This window comes from Shinella curvata (assembly GCF_022899935.1).
GTDB lineage: Bacteria > Pseudomonadota > Alphaproteobacteria > Rhizobiales > Rhizobiaceae > Shinella > Shinella curvata.
On record NZ_JALJCJ010000002.1, the window covers coordinates 595,402 to 618,687 of the forward strand.

Below are 23,286 nucleotides of genomic sequence, written 5' to 3' on the forward strand. Positions count from 1 at the left end.
GCGCCCGTGTGGCGAGATATAGCAATTCCGTCGCCGCTGCGTAGCGGAATTCAGCGAGGAGGAGACGTCATGAAAGCGCTTGGCATCGGATTGATCGGAACCGGCTATATGGGCAAGTGCCATGCGCTCGCCTGGAACAATGTCAGCACGGTCTTCGGCGATGTGGATCGTCCGCGCCTCGTGCATCTGGCGGAGGCCAATCCCGAGCTTGCCGCCACCCGCGCCCGTGAATTCGGCTTTGCAAAATCGACGGCCAACTGGCGCGATCTGCTCTCTGATCCCGATGTCGATGTCATCTCCGTCACCACGCCGAACCAGTTCCACGCCGACATGGCGGTCGCGGCGCTTGAGGCGGGCAAACACGTCTGGTGCGAAAAGCCGATGGCGACGGCTTTTGCTGATGCTGAACGTATGCTGGCCGCCCAGCGCTCTTCCGGCAAGGTGGCCGTGATGGGCTACAATTACATCCAGAACCCCGTCATGCGGCATATCCGTTCCCTGATCGACGAGGGTGCGATCGGCACGGTCAACCATGTGCGCGTCGAGATGGACGAGGATTTCATGGCCGATCCGGAAGCGGCGTTCTACTGGAAGAGCGAGGCGTCCTCCGGCTATGGCGCGCTCGACGATTTCGCCGTGCATCCGCTGTCGCTGCTGTGGAGCCTGTTCGGCCATGTCGAGGCGGTCATCGCCTCACTGGCGAAGCCCTATGCCGACCGTCCGGTGAAGGACGGCGGCCGCCGCGCGGTCGAGAACCACGATATCGCCAGCGTCCTGATGCGCCTTCCCGGCGGCATTTCCGGCGTGCTGATGGCCAACCGTTCGGCCTGGGGTCGCAAGGGCCGCATCGCCTTGCAGGTCTATGGCTCGAAGGGCTCGATCCTTTACGATCAGGAGCGCATGAACGAGTTCCAGCTCTATACGACCGATGGCCGCGCCACCGAACAGGGCTTTTCCACAATCCTGACGGCGCCGCATCACAAGCCCTATGACCGCTTCATTCCGGCCCCCGGCCACGGCCTCGGCTTCAACGATCTCAAGGTCATCGAATGCCGCGAGCTGATCGCCGCAATATCAGGCATGGCGTCGCATTCCATCGATTTCAACCATGGCCTGCGCATCGAGAAGACGGTGCATGCCATGGCGCAATCGTTCCGCGAAGAACGCTGGGTGGAAATCGCTCCCGCGTGATTTTTTCGGCAACCCGGCCAAAAAAATCCACCGGCTTAGTCATTGAAACCGCTCACCCCATACGTAATACTGGCGGCAATAATGCCGGAGGGAAGGGCATGTTCAAGCGAATACAAAAACGCTGGGCGCCGGTATTCTTCGTGTCGATCGCCGTCGTCGTGTTCAACGCGAATGCCGCTGAGGCGAAACGCGTTGCACTGCTGATCGGCAATCAGAAGTACGAAGAGACCGCCCAGCTGAACAACCCCGCCAACGACGTGGAGCTGATGCGCGCCTCGTTCGAAGCGGCGGGTTTCGACAGCGTCAAGACTGTGCTCGATCTCGACCGCTCCGCCATGGTGAAGGCGTTGCGCGAGTTCGAGGACGAGTCCGTCGATGCGGATATGGCGGTGGTCTATTACTCCGGCCATGCCATGGAGATGAACGGGATCAACTATCTCATCCCCGTCGATGCGGCGCTGAAGAGTGACCGTGACGTCGAGGACGAAAGTGTCGCCATCGACCGCGTGCAGCGTTCGCTGGAAGGCGCCAAGAAGCTGAAGCTCTTCATTCTCGATGCCTGCCGCAACAATCCATTCTCCGCCGCGATGACGCGCTCGGTCGGCACCCGTGCGGTGACGCGCGGCCTTGCCCGTGTCGAACCCGAATCGGCCGATACGCTGATCGCCTTCGCCTCGAAGGCCGGTACGGTGGCGCTGGACGGGGAGGGCAAGAACAGTCCGTTCGCGACCGCGCTCTCCAAATATCTGACCGAGCCGGGCCTCGACGTGCGCATCGCGCTCGGCAAGGTGCGCGACGAGGTGGTGGAAGCCACCAATCGCGAGCAGGAGCCCTTCGTTTATGGTTCGCTCGGCGGTGCGCAGATCTTCCTGAACATCAAGGAAGTGAACATCAACGTCACCAACAGCGGCAACACGGAAGTCTCGCCGAACGGCCAGTCCGAAGCGGCGGCCGACTGGCAGAATATCCGCGACCTCGCCGATGAGGACCTGATCAACGCCTTCATCGCCAAACACGGCAAGGACCCGGTTTACAAGATGCTGGCGGAGAAGAAGCTCGCCAGCCTCAAGGAAGCCACCCAGACCGAAGGCCAGGATGCCGACGGCATCGCCTGGGATGCGCTGAAGGAATCGACCGACGCGGCAGCGCTCCAGCGCTTCCTCGAACGTTATCCGGACAGCAAGCATCGCAGCGACGCCGAACACCTCATCGCCGCGCTGGAGCCGAAGAAGGGCCTCAGCGTCAATGTCGCCGGCAAGGAGACGCCCGCCTCGCGCGATTGTTTCCTGCTGGCCGGCGAGCCGCAGTCGCTGCCGGGCTTCATGGGCGTCAACTTCCTGAAGATCGATGCCAAGCGGGCGCTCACCGCCTGCGCTCAGGCGGTCAACGAAAACCCGTCTGACGGCATGCTCGTCAACCTGCTCGGCCGTTCGCATGATGCTGACCGCAACTATGTCGAAGCGCGCCGGAACTACGAAAAGGCCATCGAGCTCGGCAATATGTACGCGCTCACCAACCTGGCCTGGTTCTCGATCTATGGCACGGATGGCCCAGTCGACGTACCGAAGGGCCTATCGATGTTCGAAAAGGCCTCGACGGCGGGCAATTCCTACGCCCAGGCCTCGCTCGGCTGGCTCTACCGAGAAGGTTATGGCGGCACGCGCCAGGACTATGCGGAAGCCGTCAAGTGGTACCAGCAGTCGGCCAACCAGGGCTATGCCAATGCCATGGCGACAATGGGCTGGTTCTACCGCGAGGGCCTAGGCATCTCGCAGGATTACGTCCAGTCGCTGGCCTGGTACCGCAAGGCCGCAGACGCCGGCGATGCCAATGCCATGTCCTCGCTCGGCTGGGCGTATCAGAACGGTCTCGGCACGTCGCAGGATTATGCCGAAGCCAAGGTCTGGTACGAGAAGGCCGCCAATATCGGCGATTCCTACTCGATGGCCTCGCTCGCTTGGCTCTATGACGTCGGCAACGGCGTGAAGCAGGACTATGTCGAAGCCCGCTACTGGTACGAGAAGGCGGCCAATGCCGGCAGCTCCTATGCCATGGGCAACCTGTCGCGCCTCTATGACCAGGGCCTCGGCACACCGGCTGACGCGAAGGAAGCCGTCCGTTGGGCCGCCGCCGCCGTCGAAAGTGGCGATCCCACCAAGTTGAAGGAACTGAAGGAAACGCCAGCCAATTTCACGGTGGCCTTCCGCAAGGAATTGCAGGGTCTGCTCAGCGAACGCGGCTATTACAGCGGCTCGGCCGATGGCGAATTCGGTGCGGCAACACTTGCCGCCATCGACAAGCTGGCCGCCGGCCGCAACGACAGCACCGCGCTGTCGAGCTCGGGTTCCTCGACCGTCACCTCGACCGACCAGTCGACGTCGACGCTTGGCAGCGGCTCGGATGTCGACCAGTGCTATGAACTGGCCGGCGAACCCAACCTGCGTCCCGGCTTCCTCGGCAAGCTTTTCGCCAATATCGACTACGGTCGTGCGATCTCGGTCTGCGAATCGGCTCTCAATGCCAATCCGTCGGACAATTCGGTTCGCAACATGCTGGGCCGTGCGCACGATGCCGCGAAGAATTTCGCAAAGGCCCGTGAGCACTACCAGAAGGCTGCGGACGAGGGGAACCTCTACGCCCTGACCAACCTCGCCTGGTATTCGATCTACGGCACGGACGGCCCGGTCGATATGGCCAAGGGCACCCGCATGTTCGAGCAGGCCTCGAATGCCGGCAATCCCTATGCTCAGGCGTCGCTCGGCTGGCTCTACCGTGAAGGCTATAACGGCACGCGCAAGGACTATGAGGAGGCCTTCAAGTGGTACAGCAAGGCGGCCCAGCAGGGGTATGCCAATGCGCAGGCCACGATGGGCTGGTTCTACCGCGAAGGTCTCGGTACGCAGCGTGACTACAACGTGTCGCTCGACTGGTACAAGAAGGGCGCGGAAGGCGGCGACGTCAATGCCATGTCCTCGGTCGGCTATGCCTATCAGTCCGGTCTCGGCGTTGCCGTCGACTATGTCGAAGCGCGCAACTGGTACGAAAAGGCCGCGGCCCAGAACGACTACTATTCGATGGCCTCGCTGGGCTGGCTCTACGATGTCGGCAACGGCGTGACGCAGGACTATGCCCAGGCGATCGACTGGTACGAGAAGGCGGCCAATGGCGGTAATACCTACGCCATGGGCAACCTGTCGCGCCTTTACGATCAGGGCCTCGGCACGCGTTCCAACGCCAAGGAGGCTGCCCGCTGGGCCGCCGCCAGCGTCGAGGGCGGCGACCAGGGCAAGCTGCAGGAACTGAAGGGCTCGCCGGCGAATTTCACGCCGCAGTTCCGCAAGGAGTTTCAGCAGATCCTGAAGGATCGCGGCTATTACAGCGGCCCGATCGACGGCGATTTCGGCATCTCCACGCAGAACGCGATCGATCGCCTGGCCGCCCGCACCTGACCTTCCGGAAAAGGCCTGAAACAAAGAACCGCTGGAAACGACCCGTTTCCAGCGGTTTTTCTTTGGCGGTGGTCAGGCCGCGTGCTTCAGCAGCCAGGCATCGTGCTGTGCGAGAAAGGTTTCGAGACGTTCGGAGTAGTCCTGGGCAACCGCCGCCTTGACGCTCGGCCGCGCCGCCAGCGCCTTCCGCCAGCCCGCGACCTTGGCCAGGCCGTCGAAGACGCCGGTCGGCATGATGCGATCGAAGGTGTCGAAGTAGCGGAAGATCGGTGCGAAGACCGCATCGACGAGGCTGAAGCGTTCACCGGCGAAAAACGGCCCGTCGCCCAGTGTGGCTTCGACACGGGCAAATTTTTCGACCAGTGCCCTGCGCTTGGCTTCGAAGGTTTCGGCATCCCGTGCGGTCTCGAAACCCCAGAGATCGCCGAGGATGGACGAGCCGAACTCCATCCAGCCGCGATGCTGGGCGCGTACCAGCGGATCGGCGGGGTGAAGCGGCGTGCCGATCTCGATATCCTCGAGATATTCGCAGATCACGGCGCTTTCGAAGAGTACGGCCTCGCTGCCGTCGGGCCGGCGTACGAGCAGCAGGGGGACTTTGCCGAGGGGCGAAAGGGCGAGGAACCAGTCGGGTTTGGCCGCAAGGTCGATGGTACGGCGTTCGAAGGGGACACCCTTTTCGGCGAGCGCGATGGCGGCGCGCTGGACATAGGGGCAGAGGTGGTGGCTGACGAGGATCAATGCGGGCTCGCTCATGCAAGGTCTCCTGTTGACGACGATGTAGATGCATTTGCATATATGTAGGCTTGCCATTGCCGTCAAGATGAATGTAATTGCATCTATGAGCGATTCATCCAGAAATGCCGCAGAAAAACCCTCCGAAGCCGCGACGCGATTGTGGATCCGCCTCATGCGCGCCCAGCGTCTGATCCTTGCCGCCATCGAGCAGGATCTCAAGGCCGCCGGCATGCCGCCGCTTGCCTGGTACGATGTGCTGTGGGAGCTGGTGCGTGCGCATGAGGGAAGGCTTCGCCCCTACGAGATCGAGGAGCGCACTTTGCTGGCGCAGCACAATCTCTCCCGTCTGCTCGACCGGATGGAGGAGGCCGGCCTCGTGCGCCGCGAGATTCTGCCCGAGGACGGACGCGGCCGCTGGGTGCTGGTGACCGGGGAGGGGCGTGCGACACAGGCCCGTATCTGGACCGTCTATGCGGCGGCGATAGAGCGCCATCTCGGCGCGAAAGTGGATGACGCGGCGGCGGCCATACTTGCCGACGGGCTGGAGAGGCTGACGCACGGCGCCTGAGCCTCGAATGCGAAACGCCGGGGCAGGACCCCGGCGTTCGAGTGTCTGCAAGCGCTTCCGCTTAAAGCAGGAAATCGCTCGCGATATATTTGTCCAGGCCGGCATCGATCTGGAAATCGGCAACGCCGTCGCCGTCCACATCGCCGGAAATGATCGTGCCCGCGTAGCGCAGCTCGCCGGCCGTACCGGAAAAGCTGTCCTTGCCGATGAACACGAACCGGTTGTTGGCGGACGTGTTGATGTTGGCGTCGAGCACGCTGAGGTTGATCCTGTCGCCGTCGCTGTCGGGGTTGAAGTCGTCGATGACGTCACGCTGCGAGCCGACCTTGCTGTCGGAGAGACGGGTGAAGCCGAACGTATCGGCGCCCGATCCGCCGACCAGGAAGTCCTTGCCCGATCCGCCGTAGAGACGGTCATTGCCCGAATTGCCATAGAGGCGGTCATTGCCGGCATCGCCATAGAGTATGTCGATACCATTGCCGCCATAGAGCTTGTCATTGCCCGCGAGGCCTTCGAGCTGGTCCTTGCCGCTGCCGCCCTTGAGGACATTGGCGCCGCTCGTGCCGATCAGCGTGTCGTCATAGCCGGTGCCTGTAGCATTCTCGATGCGCGACAGGATTTCTATACGGTCAGAAATGGCCCAAGCCTTGCCTTTGCTGAGGTTGACATAGATGCCGCTCCCTTCCTCGCTGCTGGAATCCTGCAGGGAGTAGTTGATCGTATCGATGCCGTCGCCGCCGTTGAAGCTGTTTTCGAAGCCGGCGGAGTAGAAGGTGTCGTTGCCGCTGTCGCCGTAATAGACGCTCTGGTAGCTCTTGACCTTGAAGACATCGTTGCCGCTGCCGCCGTAGACCTTGTCATAGGCATCGGGATCGTAGGCCGCGCCGCTGTGCGTATAATAGTCGTTGCCCGATCCGAGCGAGATGACGTTACCGCCCTCGAAGCTGTTGCGCACGGTGTCGTTGCCGGTGCCGGCATTGACCCTGTTGAAGCCGCCCCATTTGTCGGTGCGGTTCAGGATGATCTCGTCGTTGCCGCCATAGGCGTAGACGTCCACCTCGATCCGGTAGTTCTGGACGATGAGATCGTCGTCGTCCGTACCATCAATGATGACTGCCATCTTCGTATTCCTTTTTGCCACATCGAACCTGTTGCGCGATTTTTAGCGCCGGCAAGCTGAACCGCCGTTGAACAGGACGGGAACGGCGCGGCGATTTCGAGGCGATTGTTTGGAGTTTTGCGGGCAGGGAGGCGATTTGACCGGGAGCCGCGACAGAGCACTTGATTGCCGTGTCAGGCCGAGGCCGGTGATCTTGTCAGAGGGTTCTGCAATGCGCGGGTGATTCCCATCAGGCTCTGCGTCCGGCGCGCGAAAGCCCGGCGCCAGGCGGTCTTTTCACAGGCGTGGCTGCGGAAAAATCCGGAAATTCGGCAAAGACGGTTTCATTTCGTCCCGACCGTCAAAAAAGCCTTGCAATCGCAAGCTCTGCCGCATAGTGAAACCGCGAGCGGAGAGGTGGCCGAGTGGTCGAAGGCGCTCCCCTGCTAAGGGAGTATACCGGAAACGGTATCGTGGGTTCGAATCCCATCTTCTCCGCCATTGATTTCCCTTAGCGTATTGTTTTCATTTTTTCATCTGGCGTAGCTGCTCTGGCACCCCGCTCACAATTCCATTGCATAGGCTTCTTGCGTTCGGATGGCCGCCTGTCGCGCGGATAAGCCACGAGCGCAATGATTCGCGTGGAGTTTTGGGCGCGCCAGATCGTCTGCTCCTTTTTTCCCGCTGCGGCGATTTTGCAGTGAGGCAGCTACAAAATGGCTGAGGCTGGAAACCCTGACCTCACACTCAGTTTGAACGCATCTTGACAGCCCCATCGCCGGTCTCGGCTGCTGCTGCTGTTGGCGCGCTCCAGCCTCTTGCCAAACGGTGGGACCGCCGGGGCGCCTTCGCGCCTGGCCGAAGTGAAGGCGGTCGCGGGGCGAACCGGAGAGCGGTTTCGAAGTCTGGAGGGGGCGGTTGGAGGCGGCCCTTTCGCCGAGACCCTTCGTATCGGGTCAGAGTGGCGGAACAGGCAGCTATGGGGAGAACAAAGCTCGATTTGCTGTGAGCAAGATCGCGCGGCGCATCGTGGAACGCGAAACGGAAACGACTGTGCGTCAGCAAGCCAACGTTGTGAGCTGATGGAGATTATACTATTATTGGCGCACTTCTTGCAATATGACTTATTTTCAATGTGACGTGGCGGAGGCGCCCGATCATACAGGTCGTTTCGACTGGGCATACTCCCAGTCGTGGTGGCGCTTCCGCCGGGTTCCGGCGGTCGCTACACAGAGCATATAGTTAGAACAGAAGTGTGCCGAAATGGGGGCAATTTCAGCATGGACAGGTCTTGTAAGGAAAATCGGCAGCAATTTTTGCCGACCGCAATAACGAACTCGGTACACGACGAAACGCCTGGAGGATCCAAAGCCTCCTCTGCTTGTTCCCCGATTCGAATGGACCTGAAATTTGGAATCGCGCCGTTTTTGCTGGCCGTTCTCATTTCTTCACCGCTGCTTGCCCAGCAATCCCCCGGTCAATTGCCAAATCAGCAAACCGAAAAGGCGAACACATACCCTGTTCTTCTTGATGGGACGCTTTCGGTCGAAGGCGATCTGGAAGACGACGCTTCGGAGAGAAGTGGCTTTCTTCGCTTCGATACCGCTCTGGCCCCATGGCTGGCTTTCAAGCAGACGCTCGCGCAGGACTATGGGATCACCATCGGGGGTTCCTACGGTGTGATGTGGCAAAATTATCAGGATAGTTTCATCGGCGAGCAGAACGCGGTCGGCAGCAAATTTACGTTGAACACCTCGATCGATTTGCTTAATCGCGGTCAGCCTGACGCCTTGTCGTTTGACATGGCGATCGAAGACAGGAGACCGCTCGGCACGAATTTGCCACCGCTGTGGGGCGGAATTTTCGCGGGCTCTGCCACGGCGACAGCCGCCACATGGGGCGAATTCGACCTGGGCATCACGCAGGCCTACGTTCGGCAAAATCTGTTTGATAACCGCTTTCAGTATGCGATCGGCAAGCTCTTCGCACCAAACTTCGTGAACGCTTATCCGTTCTTCGACGACAATCGGCAGTTCTTCAATCAGAATTTCACCACCAGCCCGACGATCGCTGTCCCTTTGCGTGGCTTTGGCATGGCCGGCGCGTTGTATCCGACCGACAACAACCTTTACGTCTCCGGCGGCATCTATACGCCTTACAGTGACGACACGGGCTGGACGATCGACGATTTCTTCCAGCGAAATCAGTATTTTTATAATCTCGAGGTGGGTTTCAGTGGTGTTGGCGGAACGGGCGTTCCCATTCAGGGGCGCGGTCCGATGGATGCGAACAACTATCACATCTCGACCTGGTACCGCGATGAGCTGGATGACGGCACACCGGAGGCCTATGGGGTGGCGTTCAACGCCAACCAGATGATTGGCGAAAACACCATGTGGTTCCTTCGCGGAGGGTGGTCGCGCGGGACGCTGATCGATCGCAGTCTGAGTGCGGGGGTCGGTTATCGCCCGTCCAATGCGCCTTCCGACTTGTTCGGGTTTGCGGTGGGGTGGGTACGACCGTCCAATGAACGCCTGGACAGCCAATACACCGCCGAGGCGTTTTATCGATTTCACGTCACGCCGCAGTTTGCCATCACGCCGGACGTTCAGCTCATTCTCAAACCTACGCTCGATCCAACGGCAGATAGTCTTTGGGCCTTCGGTCTGCGCGCGCGTCTGTCATTTTAGTTAGACGTATCATCTGTTTGTAATATCCGAGTTTTTTGGCGCCGGACGCCGATAGTGAAGGGGTGTAACAATGGAAACGACGCGACGAAACCTGCTGGGCGGCGGGGCCGCCGTTGCTGCTGCTTCCCTATCGGGGCTCTTCTCGAGTCCGGCGATGGCAGCGGCGCAGGCCGGTGATTTTGACATCAGCCAAGCGTTTTCTCAGTTCATGCAAGACATTGGCGGGAGCGCGGCGGACGCGGGCGGCACCGTAAAATTTACCGGGCAGGATCCGATCGTGCGCAGCCGCTTCCGTATCGGAGCGTGCATGGCGATACCCGCCATGGCGGCTGCTGTCGGTGCCGCAGCGATCTGGCGGGCGCGGACTGGCGAGACGCAGGATGTGGCGGTTGATTTACGCGAGTCCGTTTACAACGTGATGCCGCTTATCAAAATCATTCTGCAGAAAAAGCAGGCGGCGGGCCGCTTTGACCTCGACGATCCCATCCCTGGAATGTTCACGTTCGTTCCGACGCTCAACGACAAACTCTTCCAGGGACCGCTGCTGCTCGACAATCCGATGGGGTTTGCGGTGTTCCAAACCCGTGATGACCGTTTTGTCACGCCAACGGGACTCTATCCGCATCATTTTGATGGTATTCTCAACCTGTTGGGAGCCTCCCCGAACGTTGCCTCCATCACGGAGGCGTTCCGCAAGCGTGACGCGTTCGAACTCGACAACACATTCGCCGAAGCCGGGCTTGTCCTCGGTGTCCATCGCACCACGCGAGAGTGGGCGGACCTCCCCGAGGCAAAGCACCTGGCCGCTCGGCCGCTTATTGAAATTGTCAAAATCGCCGACGGCGATCCCATACCCTTCGATCCCAGTCCCGCAGCGCCGCTGTCCGGCATCAAGGCTTTGTCCTGCACACATGTCATTGCCGGAAGCACTGCGGCGCGCACGCTTTCAGAATATGGGGCCGAGGTGATGCACATCGCCCGCGACCAGTCGTTCGAGCATGAAATCATTTGGTCGGATATCAATATCGGCATGCGATCAAGCTTCGTAAATCTGCGAAATCCGGCCGAAAATGAAGGGTTCAGGACAAAGTTGCTGGCAGATGCGGATGTCTTTATCGAGAGCTTCCGCGGTCGATCCATGGAAAACCTGGGCTTTGGCGTCGAGGAAGTCGCTTCCAAGCATCCCGGTATCGTCTACCTGTCCGTGCGCTGCTACAGCTGGGATGGCCCATGGTGGAACCGCGCTGGTTTTGACATGGAAGCCCTTACAGTTTCAGGTTTCACGCTGCTGGAAGGTGAGGGGCGCCCCAGCTGGCCGCCCACAATGGTGCTGAACGACTATATTGCCGGTTATCTCGGGGCTGCCGGCATCGTCGCTGCTCTCCGCCGCAGAGCGACCGAAGGCGGTAGTTACCACGTTCGCGTCAGTCTCACGCGCGCGGCCATGTGGTATCAAGGACTCGGCATGGTGGACCGCACAGCCTTCGACCCCAAACACCCCGACCATCGCATGATCCAGCCGAGAACCATCGAGGGGCAGACGCCGTACGGCAAGCTTCGCCGTCTGGCGCCTCAGGTCCAGCTTTCGAAAACGCCGGGCAACTGGCCCGAACCTTTGTTGCGTGTGCGCGGCGCCGATAGACCTGAATGGGCTGGACGATAAATCGAACGCCCTGACATCTCCAAAGGCTGCCAACGGGCTTGCAGGAGCCTTTCGGCGTCATGACCGCGTGAGATCAAGCTTCCCGAGTGCGTGGAGTGGTGTCGAGAGTGTCGAACAGGCCAACAGGCGCAGCAATTACGCCAATCGCTCTGCTCGCATCCGTCGGCCAGTGTGCGTCGCTGTGCCTATCCCTCACGCTGGCGCGGCAGCTGGATGTTGCAGGCTTCGAGGCCTATGTGGTCGCGTCTGCGGTCTATATGGTGATGCTCGTTGTCGGTACGATGGGGGTCGACAAACTCGCAATGTACGTCCTGCCGGCGTCGATAGATCGGGAAGATTGGTCCACCACGCACGGTTTCCTGCGATTTGGCGTGCGCCGAATAGGCCTTTCCTCATTCGTCCTGGCCCTCGTCGTCATTTCGGCCATCTCCCTCATCAGCGAGGTTTCCGTTGAAATAAGGGCGGCGATCATTGTCAGCTGTCTGATCCTGCCGGTCGGAGCCTTGGTGCATTTCGGCATCGAGGTCATGACCTCCGCTGGTCGCGAAATCATCGCCACTGCCATTTTGCGCGTTCTGATGCCCGCGACGACGCTTGTGATCGTCGGACTCTGTGCATGGCAAGGCAGTATAAGCGGGCCGGGTGCGATCCTCGTCTGGGGCGTGTCCTGGATGTTTGCAGGAGCGGTGCTTGCATCACTGCTCGGAAGGCGGTTGCCTACTGAGATTTGGGCAAGCGAACCGAGGGACGAAGCGGAGTTATGGATCGGATATGCCTATCCGTTTCTCGTCCATCGCGGCATCCTCGCTCTGCTCACCCATTCCGGTGTCATCCTGTTGGATTTTCTGTATGCGTCGCCGACAGCGGTCGGAGCTTATGCCATATCACTTGCAATCATCACGCCCATGGCATCCGTCGTGATAGCGACCAACCGCGCTTATGTCCGCGCCATGTCCGTTCTTGCAAAGGCCGGAGACACCGAGGGAATCTTCGAGCTTTGGAAGAGGCGCGCGCGCTGGGTTTTGCCGGTTCTGACTTGCTTCACCGTTATGGTGCTGCTGCTGGCGCGGCCTCTTGTCGGCTTGTTCGGTGAGGAGTTTGTGGAGGAGGGAGTAACGCCACTTCGCATTTTTGCTGTCACCATGGCAATTTCCGCGACGTTCTCGCTTTCTCCGACCTATCTCAAATTCACGCGTCAACGCTCCAAGGTTCTGAAAATTGCGGTTGCGACGGCAATCGTTCAGTTCGGGTTGCTTCTGGCGCTTGTTCCGCTGTGGGGAGCCACTGGTGCCGCTATCGCATCGGGGACATCGTTAAGTGCAATGGTTTGCATCTGTACGCTCATCGTCTTGCGAGAGGTAAGCGCACGGTGAGTCCATTTTTTTTAAGACGTCCAGCGGATACCGGAAATGGTGTCACGCGCGCTCGAAGACAAAGATTGACGGCCGTTTTGATTTAAGGCTGCCATTCTCCATATAAGTAGGCAACAGACGCTGGATCGGAAATCTTGTGGCGTCCGTTGCTCGAAGGATCAATTGACGAGCATTGGCCGCGGGAGCATCCGTTCCGTCACCGGGCACCCCTCCTGGATTCTTGTCCAGGACGAGACGTTGAGCTTCATCTCGCACCGCGCGAGATAGGTACCGCCATCGACCTTCAGGCAGGCCGTCTGACCGAGTTCGAACAGGACGCCGCGATTTCGGCATTTGCAATTGTGGGCGTCAGCCATTGTGGGGATCAGCCCCAAGGCCAAGCCGGTTACGAGCACTCCAAGGCGCATGGCTGAGGCTCCAAACAATATGCCGACAATAATATACCTGCCTGACGTTGCCGTCAAAACGACCGCGGCCCGCCGAAGCGGCGGCCTCGAGGCCTTCCTGTGGGATGCCCTGGTCGCCGGATAGCCTGATGATGGCTTTCCGGTGTCACGGAGACTCCATCCCGGTCTTGTCGCCGCATCGAACGACGTTCGGTGAACGCTATCGTTAAACTTGTCGCCGTTAGCGTTAATTCCGGCTTCTGCTTCCGAGTGGCGTCACGCCGGCCTAATGTGCGGCATCACTTCAGCCCACGGAGCGGCAAATGGCCTTGGTTAAGGGTACGAAATTCGCGGACGAGCTTCACGGTACGTGGGACAACGATTCTCTCTATGGCGGCGCCGGCAACGATGTCTTCTATGCCAGTGGCGGGGACGACCGGTTCAGTGGCGGTGCGGGCTGGGATCGGATCGATTACAGCAGCTATGCCGGTCGTCTTTCGATCGTCCTGAACGGCTCCGGCAAAAGCGGCGTCTACGCGAACGGCCGGTTGCACGACACGCTTATTTCCATTGAGGAGATCACGGGCGGCAGCGGCGATGACTATTTTGTCGGCAATGCCTATGACAACATCTTTTCCGGCGGCGCCGGACATGACTATTTCGTCGCGAGTGCCGGCAACGATGCGTATCGCGGCGGCGGCGGCTACGACATGCTGGATTTTTCCGCGATCAAGGCGGGCCTGCGCTTCGAGATCAATGCCGCAAACGGTGTCACGAGCGTGCGCTATGCCGGCGGCGGCCTCAACACGATGAGCAGCATCGAAAACATCATCGGCACGAAATTCGGCGATGTGATCAAGGGTGACGGCGCCGACAACTATTTCCGCGGCGAGGGCGGCAATGACAGGCTATCGGGCGGCGCGGGAGGCGATGTGCTGAACGGCGGCGCTGGCAAGGACAAGCTGACGGGCGGTGCGGACGCCGATATCTTCGAATTCGTGACCGGCTTCGGCCGCGACACCATCACCGATTTCAATGCCAGGGGCAGCGATCACGATATCCTCGACCTCAGTGGTGTCGCCTCGCTCGACAATTTACAGCAGCTCCTTGACGATCATCGCATCTACCAGAGCGGCAACAACGTCGTCATCAATGCGGCGAAGGGCGACGTGATCGTTTTGAAGAACGTCGATATCGCTGACCTCACAGCCAGCGACTTTCTCTTCTAGGGCGCGATTGGTCGTAAACGGCCTGACGCGTTTGCCTGCCCAATAAAGAGGTTTAGCCCGGGATCGATCGTCCCGGGCTTTTGCTTGTTGTCGCCAAAACGCGCGGAGCGTTGAGAGGGGGGACTACAGTACATCCCGCCGGCGGAGGTCGCCGTCGAGGGCCGATCCTGGCAGAGCCTGCCCGTTCCGAGCGCGTTCCCAAGCGGGCCAACGCAGAGAATCGCGTCGAATCGACTCCTTGAGAATGGCGTATGATTCCCGCTTTCGGTGTGACGTGCGGACTCGCGCCGGGGCGTGGCGGAGTTTCGAAAAGCCAGTGCTGCCATGTTTATGAAGGTGTTTTGCCTTCATTTCGCCCGTTCCGCGGCAGGTAGCGTTGGGGGTCGCAATGCGCTAAGTGCCCGCTTCATAAGGCCTTTTGTTAATAATCCATAAACTTTTAGCGATCTCCTCCGCCATTTTGTGTCCTTTCCGCAACAGCGTTGGGCGAAGGCAGTCACAAAGTCCGCCTCGTTTCAGTTTGGAGATTGCTTACGGAACCGCGTCGAGTATTTTCACTCTCGGAAGCAGGGGCGGTTGATCGTCCACTTCTTGAACTTGGGGATGGGGCAGGGAACGCTGTCCTTCAGCAAAAAACCCAGACCCGTTTGAAACTTTTTGACTGGAGGTCAGAAATGAACATCAAGAGCCTTCTTCTCGGCTCCGCTGCAGCTCTCGCAGCAGTATCCGGCGCACAGGCTGCCGACGCTATCGTCGCTGCTGAGCCCGAGCCCATGGAATACGTTCGCGTTTGCGACGCTTTCGGCACCGGCTTCTTCTACATCCCGGGCACCGAAACCTGCCTCAAGATCGGCGGCTACGTTCGTTTCGACGTTGGTGGCGGTGAGCGTCTTGGTCTCGACACGAACGGTGCAAACGGTTACGGCATCCACGGTGGTGACGAGTGGAACACGGCTGCACGCTTCACGCTGAACGTCGAAACCGCTTCGGACACCGAATACGGTGCTCTGAAGACCTTCGTTGAAACCCGCTTCAACTATCGCGGTCAGACTGTCGATGGCGTCGGCGCTGCTCTCGGTCGTGATGTCTACACGGGTCACGGCACGGACGTTTCGCTGAACTTTGCCTACATCGACCTCGCTGGCTTCCGCGTTGGTAAGACCGAAACGGCCTTCTACACGTTCGTTGGCTACGCCGGCAACGTCATCAACGACGACCTGATCTCGGGCGGCGTATACGATGCAAACGTGATCCAGTACAACTACGACAACGGTTCGGGCCTCACGGCTGTGATCTCGCTCGAAGACACGGACGGTGCTGATTCCCGTCGTGACTACGTTCCGAACATCGTTGGCGGTCTTGGCTACTCGACCGGCGCCTTCGGCGTGAAGCTGGTTGGCGGCTACGATGCAGCTGTTGAAGAAGGCGCGCTCAAGCTCCGCGCTGACGGCACCTTCGGTGGCGTTTCGGTCTTCGCAATGGCTGGCTGGAACACCGATGGCGACCAGCAGAACGTATACGCTACCTGGCAGGGTGATTGGGCTGTCTGGCTCGGTGCATCTGCTGCTGTTACCGAGCGCGTAACGCTCAACGCACAGGTTTCGTTCGACGACGGCGACGCTCTCGCCGCTGTTGCCAACGCAAACTTCACCGTTGTTCCGGGCTTCGTTGTAACGCCGGAAGTTGTCTACCACGACGACGGCACCGACGACTCCTGGGGCGGTATGATCCGCTTCCAGCGTTCGTTCTAATCTGACCTAGGTTAGATAAAGGCCCGCAGCTCTGAAAGGAGCTGCGGGTTTTGCTTTTGCGGGCTGCAATTTTTCCAAGCACCGAAAAATCTGCCCTTGAGAGGCTGCCATTTGATGGCGTTCTTCTCGCTCTGCCCGGTTTTTCAGCCAGCGCCACGTGCGCATGACACGTAGTCTTGCTATCGCAAGGGCGTGAGTACGTGACGAGGCCGGTAGCCCCCGCCCAGAATTTTCAGAATCTTGGAAGAAACGCAGACAGGGACGGGAAGACGTCCCGATGGTGTAGGAGCGGCGCGTGGCCGTGGCCGCGTGCGGTTTGCGCGGTGACGTTCGCCCGGTTCTCCATCATGGCTTGAAGCGTCTGCTCGGAGAAGAGCTTTGAATGCTCGCCGCGAATGACCAGCATCGGCTTTTCGGCAAGGCTTTCGAACTGCGGCCAAAGCGTCGGCAGCGGTTTGCTGAAATCGATGGCGTAAAGCTGGTCGTTCAAGGCGGGATCGTAGTCGGGGACCAGGGCGCCGGCGCGCTCGGTGTACAGTGCGTGGGCCATGTCCAGCCAATCGATAGGATCGAGAGCAGGGAAGGTCGCGCCGTGCACTGCCGCAAGGCCGTTTGCGGCCTCCTCGAAGGAGGAATAGATCGCGCGGCGACCGAGATAATCCCGGATTTCCATGAGGCCCTGAGCCTCGATTTCCGGCCCGATGTCGTTCAGGACCGTTGCGGTGATGAGATCCGGCCGAAGCGCAGCCATGACATGCAGGATCAACCCGCCGCGCGAGGTGCCGATGAACAGGCACCGCTTCAGGCCAAGCGTGTCGCAGAGCGCGATCACATCCCGGCATTCCGTCATTACATTGTAGTTGGCAGGGCTCGGGTCGTATTGGGAAAGTCCGCGGCCGCGATAATCCACCGCGACGACCCGGCGAGGGGCCGCCGGAGCGTGAGCGAGCATCAGGGCAAGCTGGTGAAAATCACGTGCATTGCGGCTGAGGCCTGGCAGGCAGATGACCGGTAGCTGCGCCTTTACGCCTGACGTCGCGGCCGGATAGTCGCGGGCATGCAGTCTGAGTCCGTCCTCGCTCGAAAAGAAGATGTCGCGAAATGCCTGTGCGCCCGAAGCTGTCATGCCGATGCCTTGCTCATGAAAAAACAAGGCATCATCGCCGATTTCGGCGTCAAGTCATCTCCAAAATGCCGCGCTACCGCCCGACGCTGAGATCGTGCACGATATCGGCGGTTTGGCCGAGACGGGTCTTGTAGACCTGATAGTTCTCCATCACGCGCTGCACATAGCCGCGGGTTTCGGAGAACGGAATGCGTTCGATCCAGTCGACCACCTCGTCGATCGGCTTGCCGCGCGGGTCGCCATACCGGGCGATCCACTGCGGCACGCGGCGCGGGCCGGCATTGTAGGCGATGAAGGTCAGCACGTAGGAGCCGCCGAAATCGCTGATCTGCTCGCCGAGATAATGGGCGCCGAGCGTCGCGTTATAAGCGGCATCCGTCGTCAGCCGTTCCTTGGAATAGGCAAGACCGTAGCGCTTGGCGACGCCCTGGGCGGTGCCGGGCATCAGTTGCAGAAGGCCCTGGGCATTGGCCGGTGAAACGGCGGCCGGATTGAAGGCGCTCTCCTGCCGCGCAATGGCGTAGGCCAGCGCCTTGCCGGAGCCGGAAATATTGGCTCCGTCGGGAATGACGCCGATGGGGAAGGCGAGCGCCGCGACATCGATGCCTCGCCCGAAGGCGATCTTGCCGATCTGCAGCGAAAGCTGGTGGTTGCCGCCTTTTTCTGCCTGCGCTGCCAGAAGCGCAAGTTCGCCGGGGCTCATCAGTTCGCCGGCAAGCGCACGGTAAAGACTGTCGCCCCGCCAGCCGTGCCCGGCGGCCTGGAGACGGGCGATGGCCTGCACGGCTTCACGCTGCTGGAAGCTGGCGCGCTCTTCTGCCGTCGGCGTGGGGTAGGTGACGTTCAGCGTCTTGCGGCCGAGCCGCGCGCCGGCAAGCTGGCCGTAGAAGGTACCGGGAAAATTCGCCGCCTTGGCGAAATAATCCTTCGCATCGCCCGGCCCGCCTTTTTCCGCCGCCCGACCAAGCCAGTACCAGGCGCGGGACACGGAAAGCGGCCGGTCGGATGTCTGCAGGATGCGCTGGAAATGGCCGGCTGCCGTCTTCGCATCGCCAAGATCGCGCAAGGCATACCAGCCGGCATGGAACTCCGCCTCGACGATATCGGTCGGATCGTCCGCCCCGTGACGGGCGGCGACACGATAGGCATCGCGATAGTCGCCGAGATCGGCAAGGCCGCGGCTGACGATGCGCTGCTCGTTCCACCAGGCGCCGGGATTGACGAGGCGGGCGGGATCTTCCGGCATGGCGGCAAAGAGCTTTGCCGCCGCGCGGTATTCCTGCTTGCCGCGCAGGTTGCGGATGCGCAGGAACGTATAGGCCGGATCCTTCTGCCAGCTGGCATCCACCGCCTTGATCAGATCGCCGGCATTCTTGTTCTTGCGGATCACCGCCGCCCAGGCACGGTAGAGCGACTGTGCCTTGCCGAGATCGCCGAAACGCTGCGCCTGGTCGGCGCGATCGCGGTACAGCAGCATCTCCATGCGCGTCTTGTGGTCCTCGGCGCTGAGCAGCGTGCCGAATTCGGCAAGAATCGCGTCCTCGACATCCTTGGAAAGCGCGTCCTTCTGCCAGAACGAGCGCAAGATATTGGTCGCGCGGGGCGTATCGCCCGCCGCGACGAGTGCGCGGGACAGTACGATGGCGCCCTCCGCCGTCTCCGGCCTTGTGGTGCCGAAGGCGGCGAGCACATCTGCTGTCGCCGGATTTTCCCGCGCCATCGCCTTCTCGGAATTGGCACGCAACGCCGTGAGGCCCGGCCAGCCCTTCAGCTCGCGCTGGGCATTGGCGATTTCCCAGGAGGGCACGCCGCGCTGGCCGGAAACGGCAATCGCCCAGGTCAGGATATGGCGGTCGAGACTTGAGGCGGGCAGGCGGTCGCGCGCGACGATCGCCGCCGCGGCATCCCGGTTGGACAAGGCATCGAGCCCCTGGCGGAGTTCGGCGCTCACGACCGGCACGGCGTCGGCGCGCGGAATGGCGCTGGTGATGACGTCTTTCGACGGCATCTCGGCGGCAAAGCCGAGCGGCTTGATGTCGGCGGTGCTGTCGGCCTCGACGGGCGATGAGCGCAACGCAAGTCCGGCTATACCGGCAAGCAGCAAGGCGCAAAGGGCGAAACTGTTTGTCGAGATCATGCTACATCCCGGATGCCGTGGCAGGCGACGCGTCGGCGCGTGGTTTTCCGCCTGTTTGTGAACACTCATTAACCCTTTGTTGCCTTAACGAAACCTTAACCGCTCATCTCACTAAGCCGTGAAGGCCGCTTCATCCAAGGCGACGGATCAGGTGAAACGAATATTCGTGTACCAGAGCCAATTCCGCCTTGTTTGTGCATGAAAAACGCCCGTCGCGGCGCTTGCCGCATGACCGTCACCCGACTATTGTGCCAGCGTTTTTAACCACGGAATACGGCCAAAGCATGTAAGCCCACGGGCGGCTTTGGCCTCAGGAGTTCTGGATGTTCAAGGGATCCCTTCCCGCTCTCGTCACCCCCTTTACCGATGCCGGCGCCGTCGATGAAGACGCGTTCGCCGCCTATGTCGAATGGCAGATCGGTGAGGGCAGCCACGGTCTCGTTCCGGTGGGTACCACCGGCGAGTCGCCGACGCTGTCCCATGACGAGCACAAACGGGTGGTGGAACTCTGCATCAAGGTGGCAAAGGGCCGCGTTCCAGTCATTGCCGGCGCAGGCTCGAACAACACCAGGGAAGCGATCGATCTCGCCCAGCACGCCGAAAAGGCCGGTGCGGATGCGGTTCTCGTCGTGACGCCCTATTACAACAAACCGACGCAGAAGGGCCTTTTCGCGCATTATGCGGCGATTGCCGGCGCCGTGAAGCTGCCGATCGTCATCTACAACATTCCCGGCCGTTCCGTCGTCGACATGACGCCGGAAACGATGGGCGCGCTGCACAAGGCGCACCCGTCGATCATGGGCGTCAAGGATGCAACGGGCAAGATCGAGCGCGTGTCCGAACAGCGCATCACCTGCGGCAAGGATTTCGTCCAGCTTTCCGGCGAGGACGCGACCGCACTCGGTTTCAACGCCCATGGCGGCGTCGGCTGCATCTCGGTTACGGCGAATGTCGCGCCGCGCCTGTGCGCCGAGTTCCAGGAAGCGATGCTGGCGGGTGATTACGCCAAGGCGCTGGAGTACCAGGACAAGCTGATGCCGCTGCACAAGGCGATCTTCCTGGAGCCCGGCCTTTGCGGCGCGAAATACGCGCTGAACCGCACCCGCGGTATGAGCCGCTTCGTGCGCTCGCCGCTTCTTCCCACTCTGGAGCCGGCAACGGAGTCCGCGATCGACGCGGCACTGCGCCATGCCGGCCTGCTGAACTGATATGGCAACAAAAGCACGCCCGGCGACGGTCAAGAAGATTGTAGCGGAAAACCGCAAGGCCCGCTTCAACTACGAGATCATAGACACCTACGAGGCCGGTCTGGTTTTGACCGGCACGGAGGTCAAATCGCTGCGTGAAGGCAAGGCGAACATCGCGGAATCCTACGCATCCGATGAGGGCGGCGAGATCTGGCTGATCAATTCCTACCTGCCGGAATACCTTCAGGCGAACCGCTTCAACCACGAGACCCGCCGCCGTCGCAAACTGCTGCTTTCCAAACGCGAGATCCATCGTTTGCGCGTCGCGATCAACCGCGAGGGCATGACGCTCGTGCCGCTGAAAGTCTATTTCAACGATGTCGGCCGGGCCAAGCTCGAGCTTGCGCTCGCCAAGGGCAAGAAGCTGCACGACAAGCGCGAGACGGAGAAGGAACGCGACTGGAACCGCCAGAAGGGCCGTCTGCTGCGCGATCGCGGCTGACGCTTTCTTCTCAAGCGCCGGCGATCACGCCGGCGCGTATCCCGATTTCACGATGAAATTTAGAACTGCGCGTAGAGCTGCGCGATGACCGACTGCTGGGCAGCGCGGGCAAGTTCGGCGCCGTTCGTTTCCGCCGGCACGTCCGGCGAGGGGGCCGGGTTGGCGCTTGGTGTGCGCGGGGCGAGGAAGGACGAGAGCAGGGCGTTGAGGTCGCTACTCTCGATGGCGAGGCGGGCCGTCGGGTTGCGTTCGGCTGCAATGCGCGCTTCGCCCGTCGCCTGGGAGGCGGGTACGGCATAGGCGGGAACGTTCGAGATGCCCGGCTGGCCGTTCGGCGCATAGAGAAAGCTCAGGTCGCCGATGTCCTCGGCGGTTTCCGATGGTGTCGAGACCTGCGTGATCGGCTGCGGCACGGTGAGAGCGGCAAGGGCGGAAACCGCAGGACGGTTTTCTATCGCAGGCGTTGCCGAACGCAGTTCAAGCGCGTTCGATGCTGCCCGGTAGCTGTTGCCCGAAAGCGAGACTGCGTCCACCATGTTTCCTTGATGTCCCAATGCGAAATGACTGTACGGCAATGGGAATATCAGGAGAACCTTGCGGAACATTAATGGCCGGCAGGCGCATTTGATTCAATGTTTAACGAAGCATTGAAAGTGCCGGAATTCAGGGCTTTGGAACTGGACGTTGTCGGGAGAAATCGACGTGCGTGGCCTGAACGCATTAACGTCCCGGCTTGGGACGTTAATGAAAAGACGGTGGAGATTGGCTTACTCGGCGACGTTGTCTACAGGCTCCACCGTGCGCTGCGGGCGCTCCGACGGGTCACGGCCGATTTCGGCCTTCAGTGTGCCGAGGTCGATGAAGTAGTCGGCCTGGCGGCGCAGGTCGTCGGCAATCATCGGCGGCTGGGTCTGCATGGTAGACACAACGGAGACCTTGCGCCCCCGGCGCTGCAATGCCTCGACGAGGGTGGTGAAATCTCCGTCGCCGGAGAAGATCACGAGATGGTCGACGGTTTCGGACTGCTCCATGGCATCGATGGCGAGTTCGATATCCATATTGCCCTTGATCTTGCGACGGCCGAGTGAGTCGGTGAACTCCTTGGCGGGCTTGGTGACGACCTTGTAGCCGTTGTAGTCGAGCCAGTCGATCAGCGGGCGGATCGAGGAGTATTCCTGGTCTTCGATGAGGGCGGTGTAGTAATAGGCGCGCAGCAGATAGCCGCGTTTCTGGAAGGCTTTCAGAAGCTTCCTGTAGTCAATGTCGAAGCCGAGTGTCCTGGAAGCCGCATAGAGATTTGCACCGTCGATGAAGAGTGCGATTTTCTCGCGGGGGTCGAACATGTCGGAAAATCCTTTTAAGTAGAAGTTGAGCTAAACGGTTCGGTTTTGAACATGTTCCGGCGTTTCCGGATGCACTGGCCGGTTGAATTAACTCTTTTTCATATAATCTTCATTTAGGGCAGCCGAACACGCTTTCCAAGCAAACCTAGGTTGCGGATACGATTTTTGTCACCGGCATCGTTTCAGCAATTTCAAGGGCTTCGGAATTGAAGAACAGTTCCCGCACCTTACCCTATTTGTCAGATATTTGGTCTTTTTGCCTACCGTAACGTCAGGACTCAACCATAAATTACATGGGCAGCCTTATGACACGCGATCGCGGGGATAGGGGAAGGAAAAACTTGAATTTTTCCTGCTTTGCCTGTATCGGGCATGCAAACTCCTGAAATTCTCGATCACAAAGGACAGGCAATGGCCCGTGTCACCGTTGAAGATTGCATTGACAAGGTAGACAACCGCTTCGAGCTGGTTCTGCTTGCAAGCCATCGCGCCCGCCTCATCTCGCAGGGTGCCGCCATCACCATCGACCGCGACAACGACAAGAACCCGGTCGTTGCTCTGCGTGAAATCGCCGACGAGACGCTCTCGCCCGACGACCTCAAGGAAGACCTGATCCACTCGCTGCAGAAGCATGTCGAAGTGGACGAGCCCGAGCCCGATCCGGCAAGCCTGGCTGCCGACAGCGCATCCACGACGGCGACCGCTGACGAGGACGAGGACCAGCCGGAAACCATCACCTTCGACCGCATGTCGGAAGAAGAGCTGCTGGCCGGCATCGAAGGTCTTGTACCGCCGGAAAAGAGCGACGATTACTGATTTCGGTAATTTACCGAAGCCTTTGATATTGCGAATGC

The 23,286-nt window shown here is 60.4% G+C and carries 18 protein-coding genes and 1 tRNA gene; 12 read left to right on the forward strand and 7 right to left on the reverse strand.

Going from position 1 to position 23,286, the window contains the following annotated elements; translation table 11 throughout:
• Positions 1 to 69: 69 nt before the first annotated feature.
• Positions 70 to 1,191 carry a Gfo/Idh/MocA family protein gene (locus MUU55_RS08960; RefSeq protein ID WP_244760428.1) on the forward strand — a complete coding sequence of 374 codons (1,122 nt, stop codon included), beginning with the start codon at positions 70 to 72 and terminating at the stop codon, positions 1,189 to 1,191.
• A 98-nt stretch (positions 1,192 to 1,289) separates the two neighbouring features.
• A complete protein-coding gene (locus MUU55_RS08965) occupies positions 1,290 to 4,640 on the forward strand; it encodes a caspase family protein (protein WP_244760429.1) in 3,351 nt (1,116 codons plus the stop codon).
• A gap of 72 nt (positions 4,641 to 4,712) precedes the next feature.
• Here MUU55_RS08965 and MUU55_RS08970 read toward each other — a convergent pair whose 3' ends face one another.
• Positions 4,713 to 5,396: a glutathione S-transferase family protein gene (locus tag MUU55_RS08970; protein WP_244760430.1), complete on the reverse strand. Its 684-nt coding sequence runs from the start codon at positions 5,394 to 5,396 to the stop codon at positions 4,713 to 4,715.
• Between the two features lie 85 nt (positions 5,397 to 5,481).
• On the opposite strand from MUU55_RS08970, the gene MUU55_RS08975 reads away from it, so the two are divergent.
• The gene (locus tag MUU55_RS08975) at positions 5,482 to 5,946 is read left to right on the forward strand and encodes a MarR family winged helix-turn-helix transcriptional regulator (protein ID WP_244760431.1); all 465 of its coding nucleotides are present in this window, start codon (positions 5,482 to 5,484) and stop codon (positions 5,944 to 5,946) included.
• A gap of 61 nt (positions 5,947 to 6,007) precedes the next feature.
• Here the strand turns inward: MUU55_RS08975 and MUU55_RS08980 are convergent, their stop codons facing one another.
• Positions 6,008 to 7,066 (reverse strand): calcium-binding protein, encoded by a 1,059-nt coding sequence (locus MUU55_RS08980; RefSeq protein WP_244760432.1) that lies wholly within the window; start codon positions 7,064 to 7,066, stop codon positions 6,008 to 6,010.
• Positions 7,067 to 7,456: 390 nt separating this feature from the next.
• Between MUU55_RS08980 and MUU55_RS08985 the strand changes: the two genes are divergently transcribed.
• The 4 genes from MUU55_RS08985 (at position 7,457) to MUU55_RS29305 (ending at position 12,771) form a co-directional block, all read left to right on the forward strand.
• Positions 7,457 to 7,546 (forward strand) — tRNA-Ser (locus MUU55_RS08985).
• An 896-nt stretch (positions 7,547 to 8,442) separates the two neighbouring features.
• Positions 8,443 to 9,735 (forward strand): carbohydrate porin, encoded by a 1,293-nt coding sequence (locus MUU55_RS08990; RefSeq protein ID WP_244760433.1) that lies wholly within the window; start codon positions 8,443 to 8,445, stop codon positions 9,733 to 9,735.
• 70 nt (positions 9,736 to 9,805) lie between these two features.
• Positions 9,806 to 11,398, forward strand: coding sequence for a CoA transferase (locus MUU55_RS08995; RefSeq protein WP_244760434.1), 1,593 nt, complete (start codon positions 9,806 to 9,808; stop codon positions 11,396 to 11,398).
• Positions 11,399 to 11,505: 107 nt separating this feature from the next.
• Positions 11,506 to 12,771 carry a lipopolysaccharide biosynthesis protein gene (locus tag MUU55_RS29305; protein ID WP_244760435.1) on the forward strand — a complete coding sequence of 422 codons (1,266 nt, stop codon included), beginning with the start codon at positions 11,506 to 11,508 and terminating at the stop codon, positions 12,769 to 12,771.
• A gap of 158 nt (positions 12,772 to 12,929) precedes the next feature.
• On the opposite strand, the gene MUU55_RS09005 is transcribed toward MUU55_RS29305, so the two are convergent.
• Positions 12,930 to 13,178 carry a hypothetical protein gene (locus MUU55_RS09005; RefSeq protein ID WP_244760436.1) on the reverse strand — a complete coding sequence of 83 codons (249 nt, stop codon included), beginning with the start codon at positions 13,176 to 13,178 and terminating at the stop codon, positions 12,930 to 12,932.
• Positions 13,179 to 13,480: 302 nt separating this feature from the next.
• Between MUU55_RS09005 and MUU55_RS09010 the strand changes: the two genes are divergently transcribed.
• Both MUU55_RS09010 and MUU55_RS09015 read left to right on the forward strand, forming a co-directional pair.
• A complete protein-coding gene (locus MUU55_RS09010; protein WP_244760437.1) occupies positions 13,481 to 14,386 on the forward strand; it encodes a calcium-binding protein in 906 nt (301 codons plus the stop codon).
• Between the two features lie 674 nt (positions 14,387 to 15,060).
• Positions 15,061 to 16,137: a porin gene (locus MUU55_RS09015; RefSeq protein WP_244760438.1), complete on the forward strand. Its 1,077-nt coding sequence runs from the start codon at positions 15,061 to 15,063 to the stop codon at positions 16,135 to 16,137.
• 232 nt (positions 16,138 to 16,369) lie between these two features.
• Here the strand turns inward: MUU55_RS09015 and MUU55_RS09020 are convergent, their stop codons facing one another.
• Complete coding sequence (locus MUU55_RS09020) at positions 16,370 to 17,263, reverse strand: alpha/beta fold hydrolase (RefSeq protein WP_244760439.1); 894 nt, start codon at positions 17,261 to 17,263, stop codon at positions 16,370 to 16,372.
• 73 nt (positions 17,264 to 17,336) lie between these two features.
• Positions 17,337 to 19,400: a lytic transglycosylase domain-containing protein gene (locus MUU55_RS09025; protein WP_244760440.1), complete on the reverse strand. Its 2,064-nt coding sequence runs from the start codon at positions 19,398 to 19,400 to the stop codon at positions 17,337 to 17,339.
• 323 nt (positions 19,401 to 19,723) lie between these two features.
• On the opposite strand from MUU55_RS09025, the gene dapA reads away from it, so the two are divergent.
• Together dapA and smpB are read left to right on the forward strand one after the other, a co-directional pair.
• A complete protein-coding gene (gene dapA / locus MUU55_RS09030) occupies positions 19,724 to 20,608 on the forward strand; it encodes a 4-hydroxy-tetrahydrodipicolinate synthase (RefSeq protein ID WP_244760441.1) in 885 nt (294 codons plus the stop codon).
• A 1-nt stretch (position 20,609) separates the two neighbouring features.
• Positions 20,610 to 21,089 carry an SsrA-binding protein SmpB gene (smpB, locus tag MUU55_RS09035; protein ID WP_117369261.1) on the forward strand — a complete coding sequence of 160 codons (480 nt, stop codon included), beginning with the start codon at positions 20,610 to 20,612 and terminating at the stop codon, positions 21,087 to 21,089.
• A 59-nt stretch (positions 21,090 to 21,148) separates the two neighbouring features.
• Here smpB and MUU55_RS09040 read toward each other — a convergent pair whose 3' ends face one another.
• Together MUU55_RS09040 and MUU55_RS09045 are read right to left on the reverse strand one after the other, a co-directional pair.
• A complete protein-coding gene (locus MUU55_RS09040) occupies positions 21,149 to 21,625 on the reverse strand; it encodes a hypothetical protein (protein ID WP_244760442.1) in 477 nt (158 codons plus the stop codon).
• 231 nt (positions 21,626 to 21,856) lie between these two features.
• Positions 21,857 to 22,432, reverse strand: coding sequence for a LabA-like NYN domain-containing protein (locus MUU55_RS09045; protein ID WP_244760443.1), 576 nt, complete (start codon positions 22,430 to 22,432; stop codon positions 21,857 to 21,859).
• Between the two features lie 411 nt (positions 22,433 to 22,843).
• Here MUU55_RS09045 and rpoZ point away from each other — a divergent pair, with 411 nt between their 5' ends.
• Positions 22,844 to 23,248 (forward strand): DNA-directed RNA polymerase subunit omega, encoded by a 405-nt coding sequence (gene rpoZ / locus MUU55_RS09050; RefSeq protein WP_244760444.1) that lies wholly within the window; start codon positions 22,844 to 22,846, stop codon positions 23,246 to 23,248.
• The last annotated feature ends 38 nt before the right edge of the window (positions 23,249 to 23,286 follow it).

Bases quoted from the DNA above. Each gene is read 5' to 3' on its own strand.
- smpB (WP_117369261.1), top strand. From the start codon at position 20,610: ATGGCAACAAAAGCACGCCCGGCGACGGTCAAGAAGATTGTAGCGGAA.
- MUU55_RS08990 (WP_244760433.1), top strand. From the start codon at position 8,443: ATGGACCTGAAATTTGGAATCGCGCCGTTTTTGCTGGCCGTTCTCATT.
- MUU55_RS09020 (WP_244760439.1), bottom strand. From the start codon at position 17,263: ATGACAGCTTCGGGCGCACAGGCATTTCGCGACATCTTCTTTTCGAGC.
- dapA (WP_244760441.1), top strand. From the start codon at position 19,724: ATGTTCAAGGGATCCCTTCCCGCTCTCGTCACCCCCTTTACCGATGCC.
- MUU55_RS09040 (WP_244760442.1), bottom strand. From the start codon at position 21,625: ATGGTGGACGCAGTCTCGCTTTCGGGCAACAGCTACCGGGCAGCATCG.
- MUU55_RS09015 (WP_244760438.1), top strand. From the start codon at position 15,061: ATGAACATCAAGAGCCTTCTTCTCGGCTCCGCTGCAGCTCTCGCAGCA.
- MUU55_RS09045 (WP_244760443.1), bottom strand. From the start codon at position 22,432: ATGTTCGACCCCCGCGAGAAAATCGCACTCTTCATCGACGGTGCAAAT.
- MUU55_RS09005 (WP_244760436.1), bottom strand. From the start codon at position 13,178: ATGCGCCTTGGAGTGCTCGTAACCGGCTTGGCCTTGGGGCTGATCCCC.
- MUU55_RS08975 (WP_244760431.1), top strand. From the start codon at position 5,482: ATGAGCGATTCATCCAGAAATGCCGCAGAAAAACCCTCCGAAGCCGCG.
- MUU55_RS09025 (WP_244760440.1), bottom strand. From the start codon at position 19,400: ATGATCTCGACAAACAGTTTCGCCCTTTGCGCCTTGCTGCTTGCCGGT.
- MUU55_RS08965 (WP_244760429.1), top strand. From the start codon at position 1,290: ATGTTCAAGCGAATACAAAAACGCTGGGCGCCGGTATTCTTCGTGTCG.
- MUU55_RS08995 (WP_244760434.1), top strand. From the start codon at position 9,806: ATGGAAACGACGCGACGAAACCTGCTGGGCGGCGGGGCCGCCGTTGCT.
- MUU55_RS08970 (WP_244760430.1), bottom strand. From the start codon at position 5,396: ATGAGCGAGCCCGCATTGATCCTCGTCAGCCACCACCTCTGCCCCTAT.
- MUU55_RS08960 (WP_244760428.1), top strand. From the start codon at position 70: ATGAAAGCGCTTGGCATCGGATTGATCGGAACCGGCTATATGGGCAAG.
- rpoZ (WP_244760444.1), top strand. From the start codon at position 22,844: ATGGCCCGTGTCACCGTTGAAGATTGCATTGACAAGGTAGACAACCGC.
- MUU55_RS08980 (WP_244760432.1), bottom strand. From the start codon at position 7,066: ATGGCAGTCATCATTGATGGTACGGACGACGACGATCTCATCGTCCAG.
- MUU55_RS09010 (WP_244760437.1), top strand. From the start codon at position 13,481: ATGGCCTTGGTTAAGGGTACGAAATTCGCGGACGAGCTTCACGGTACG.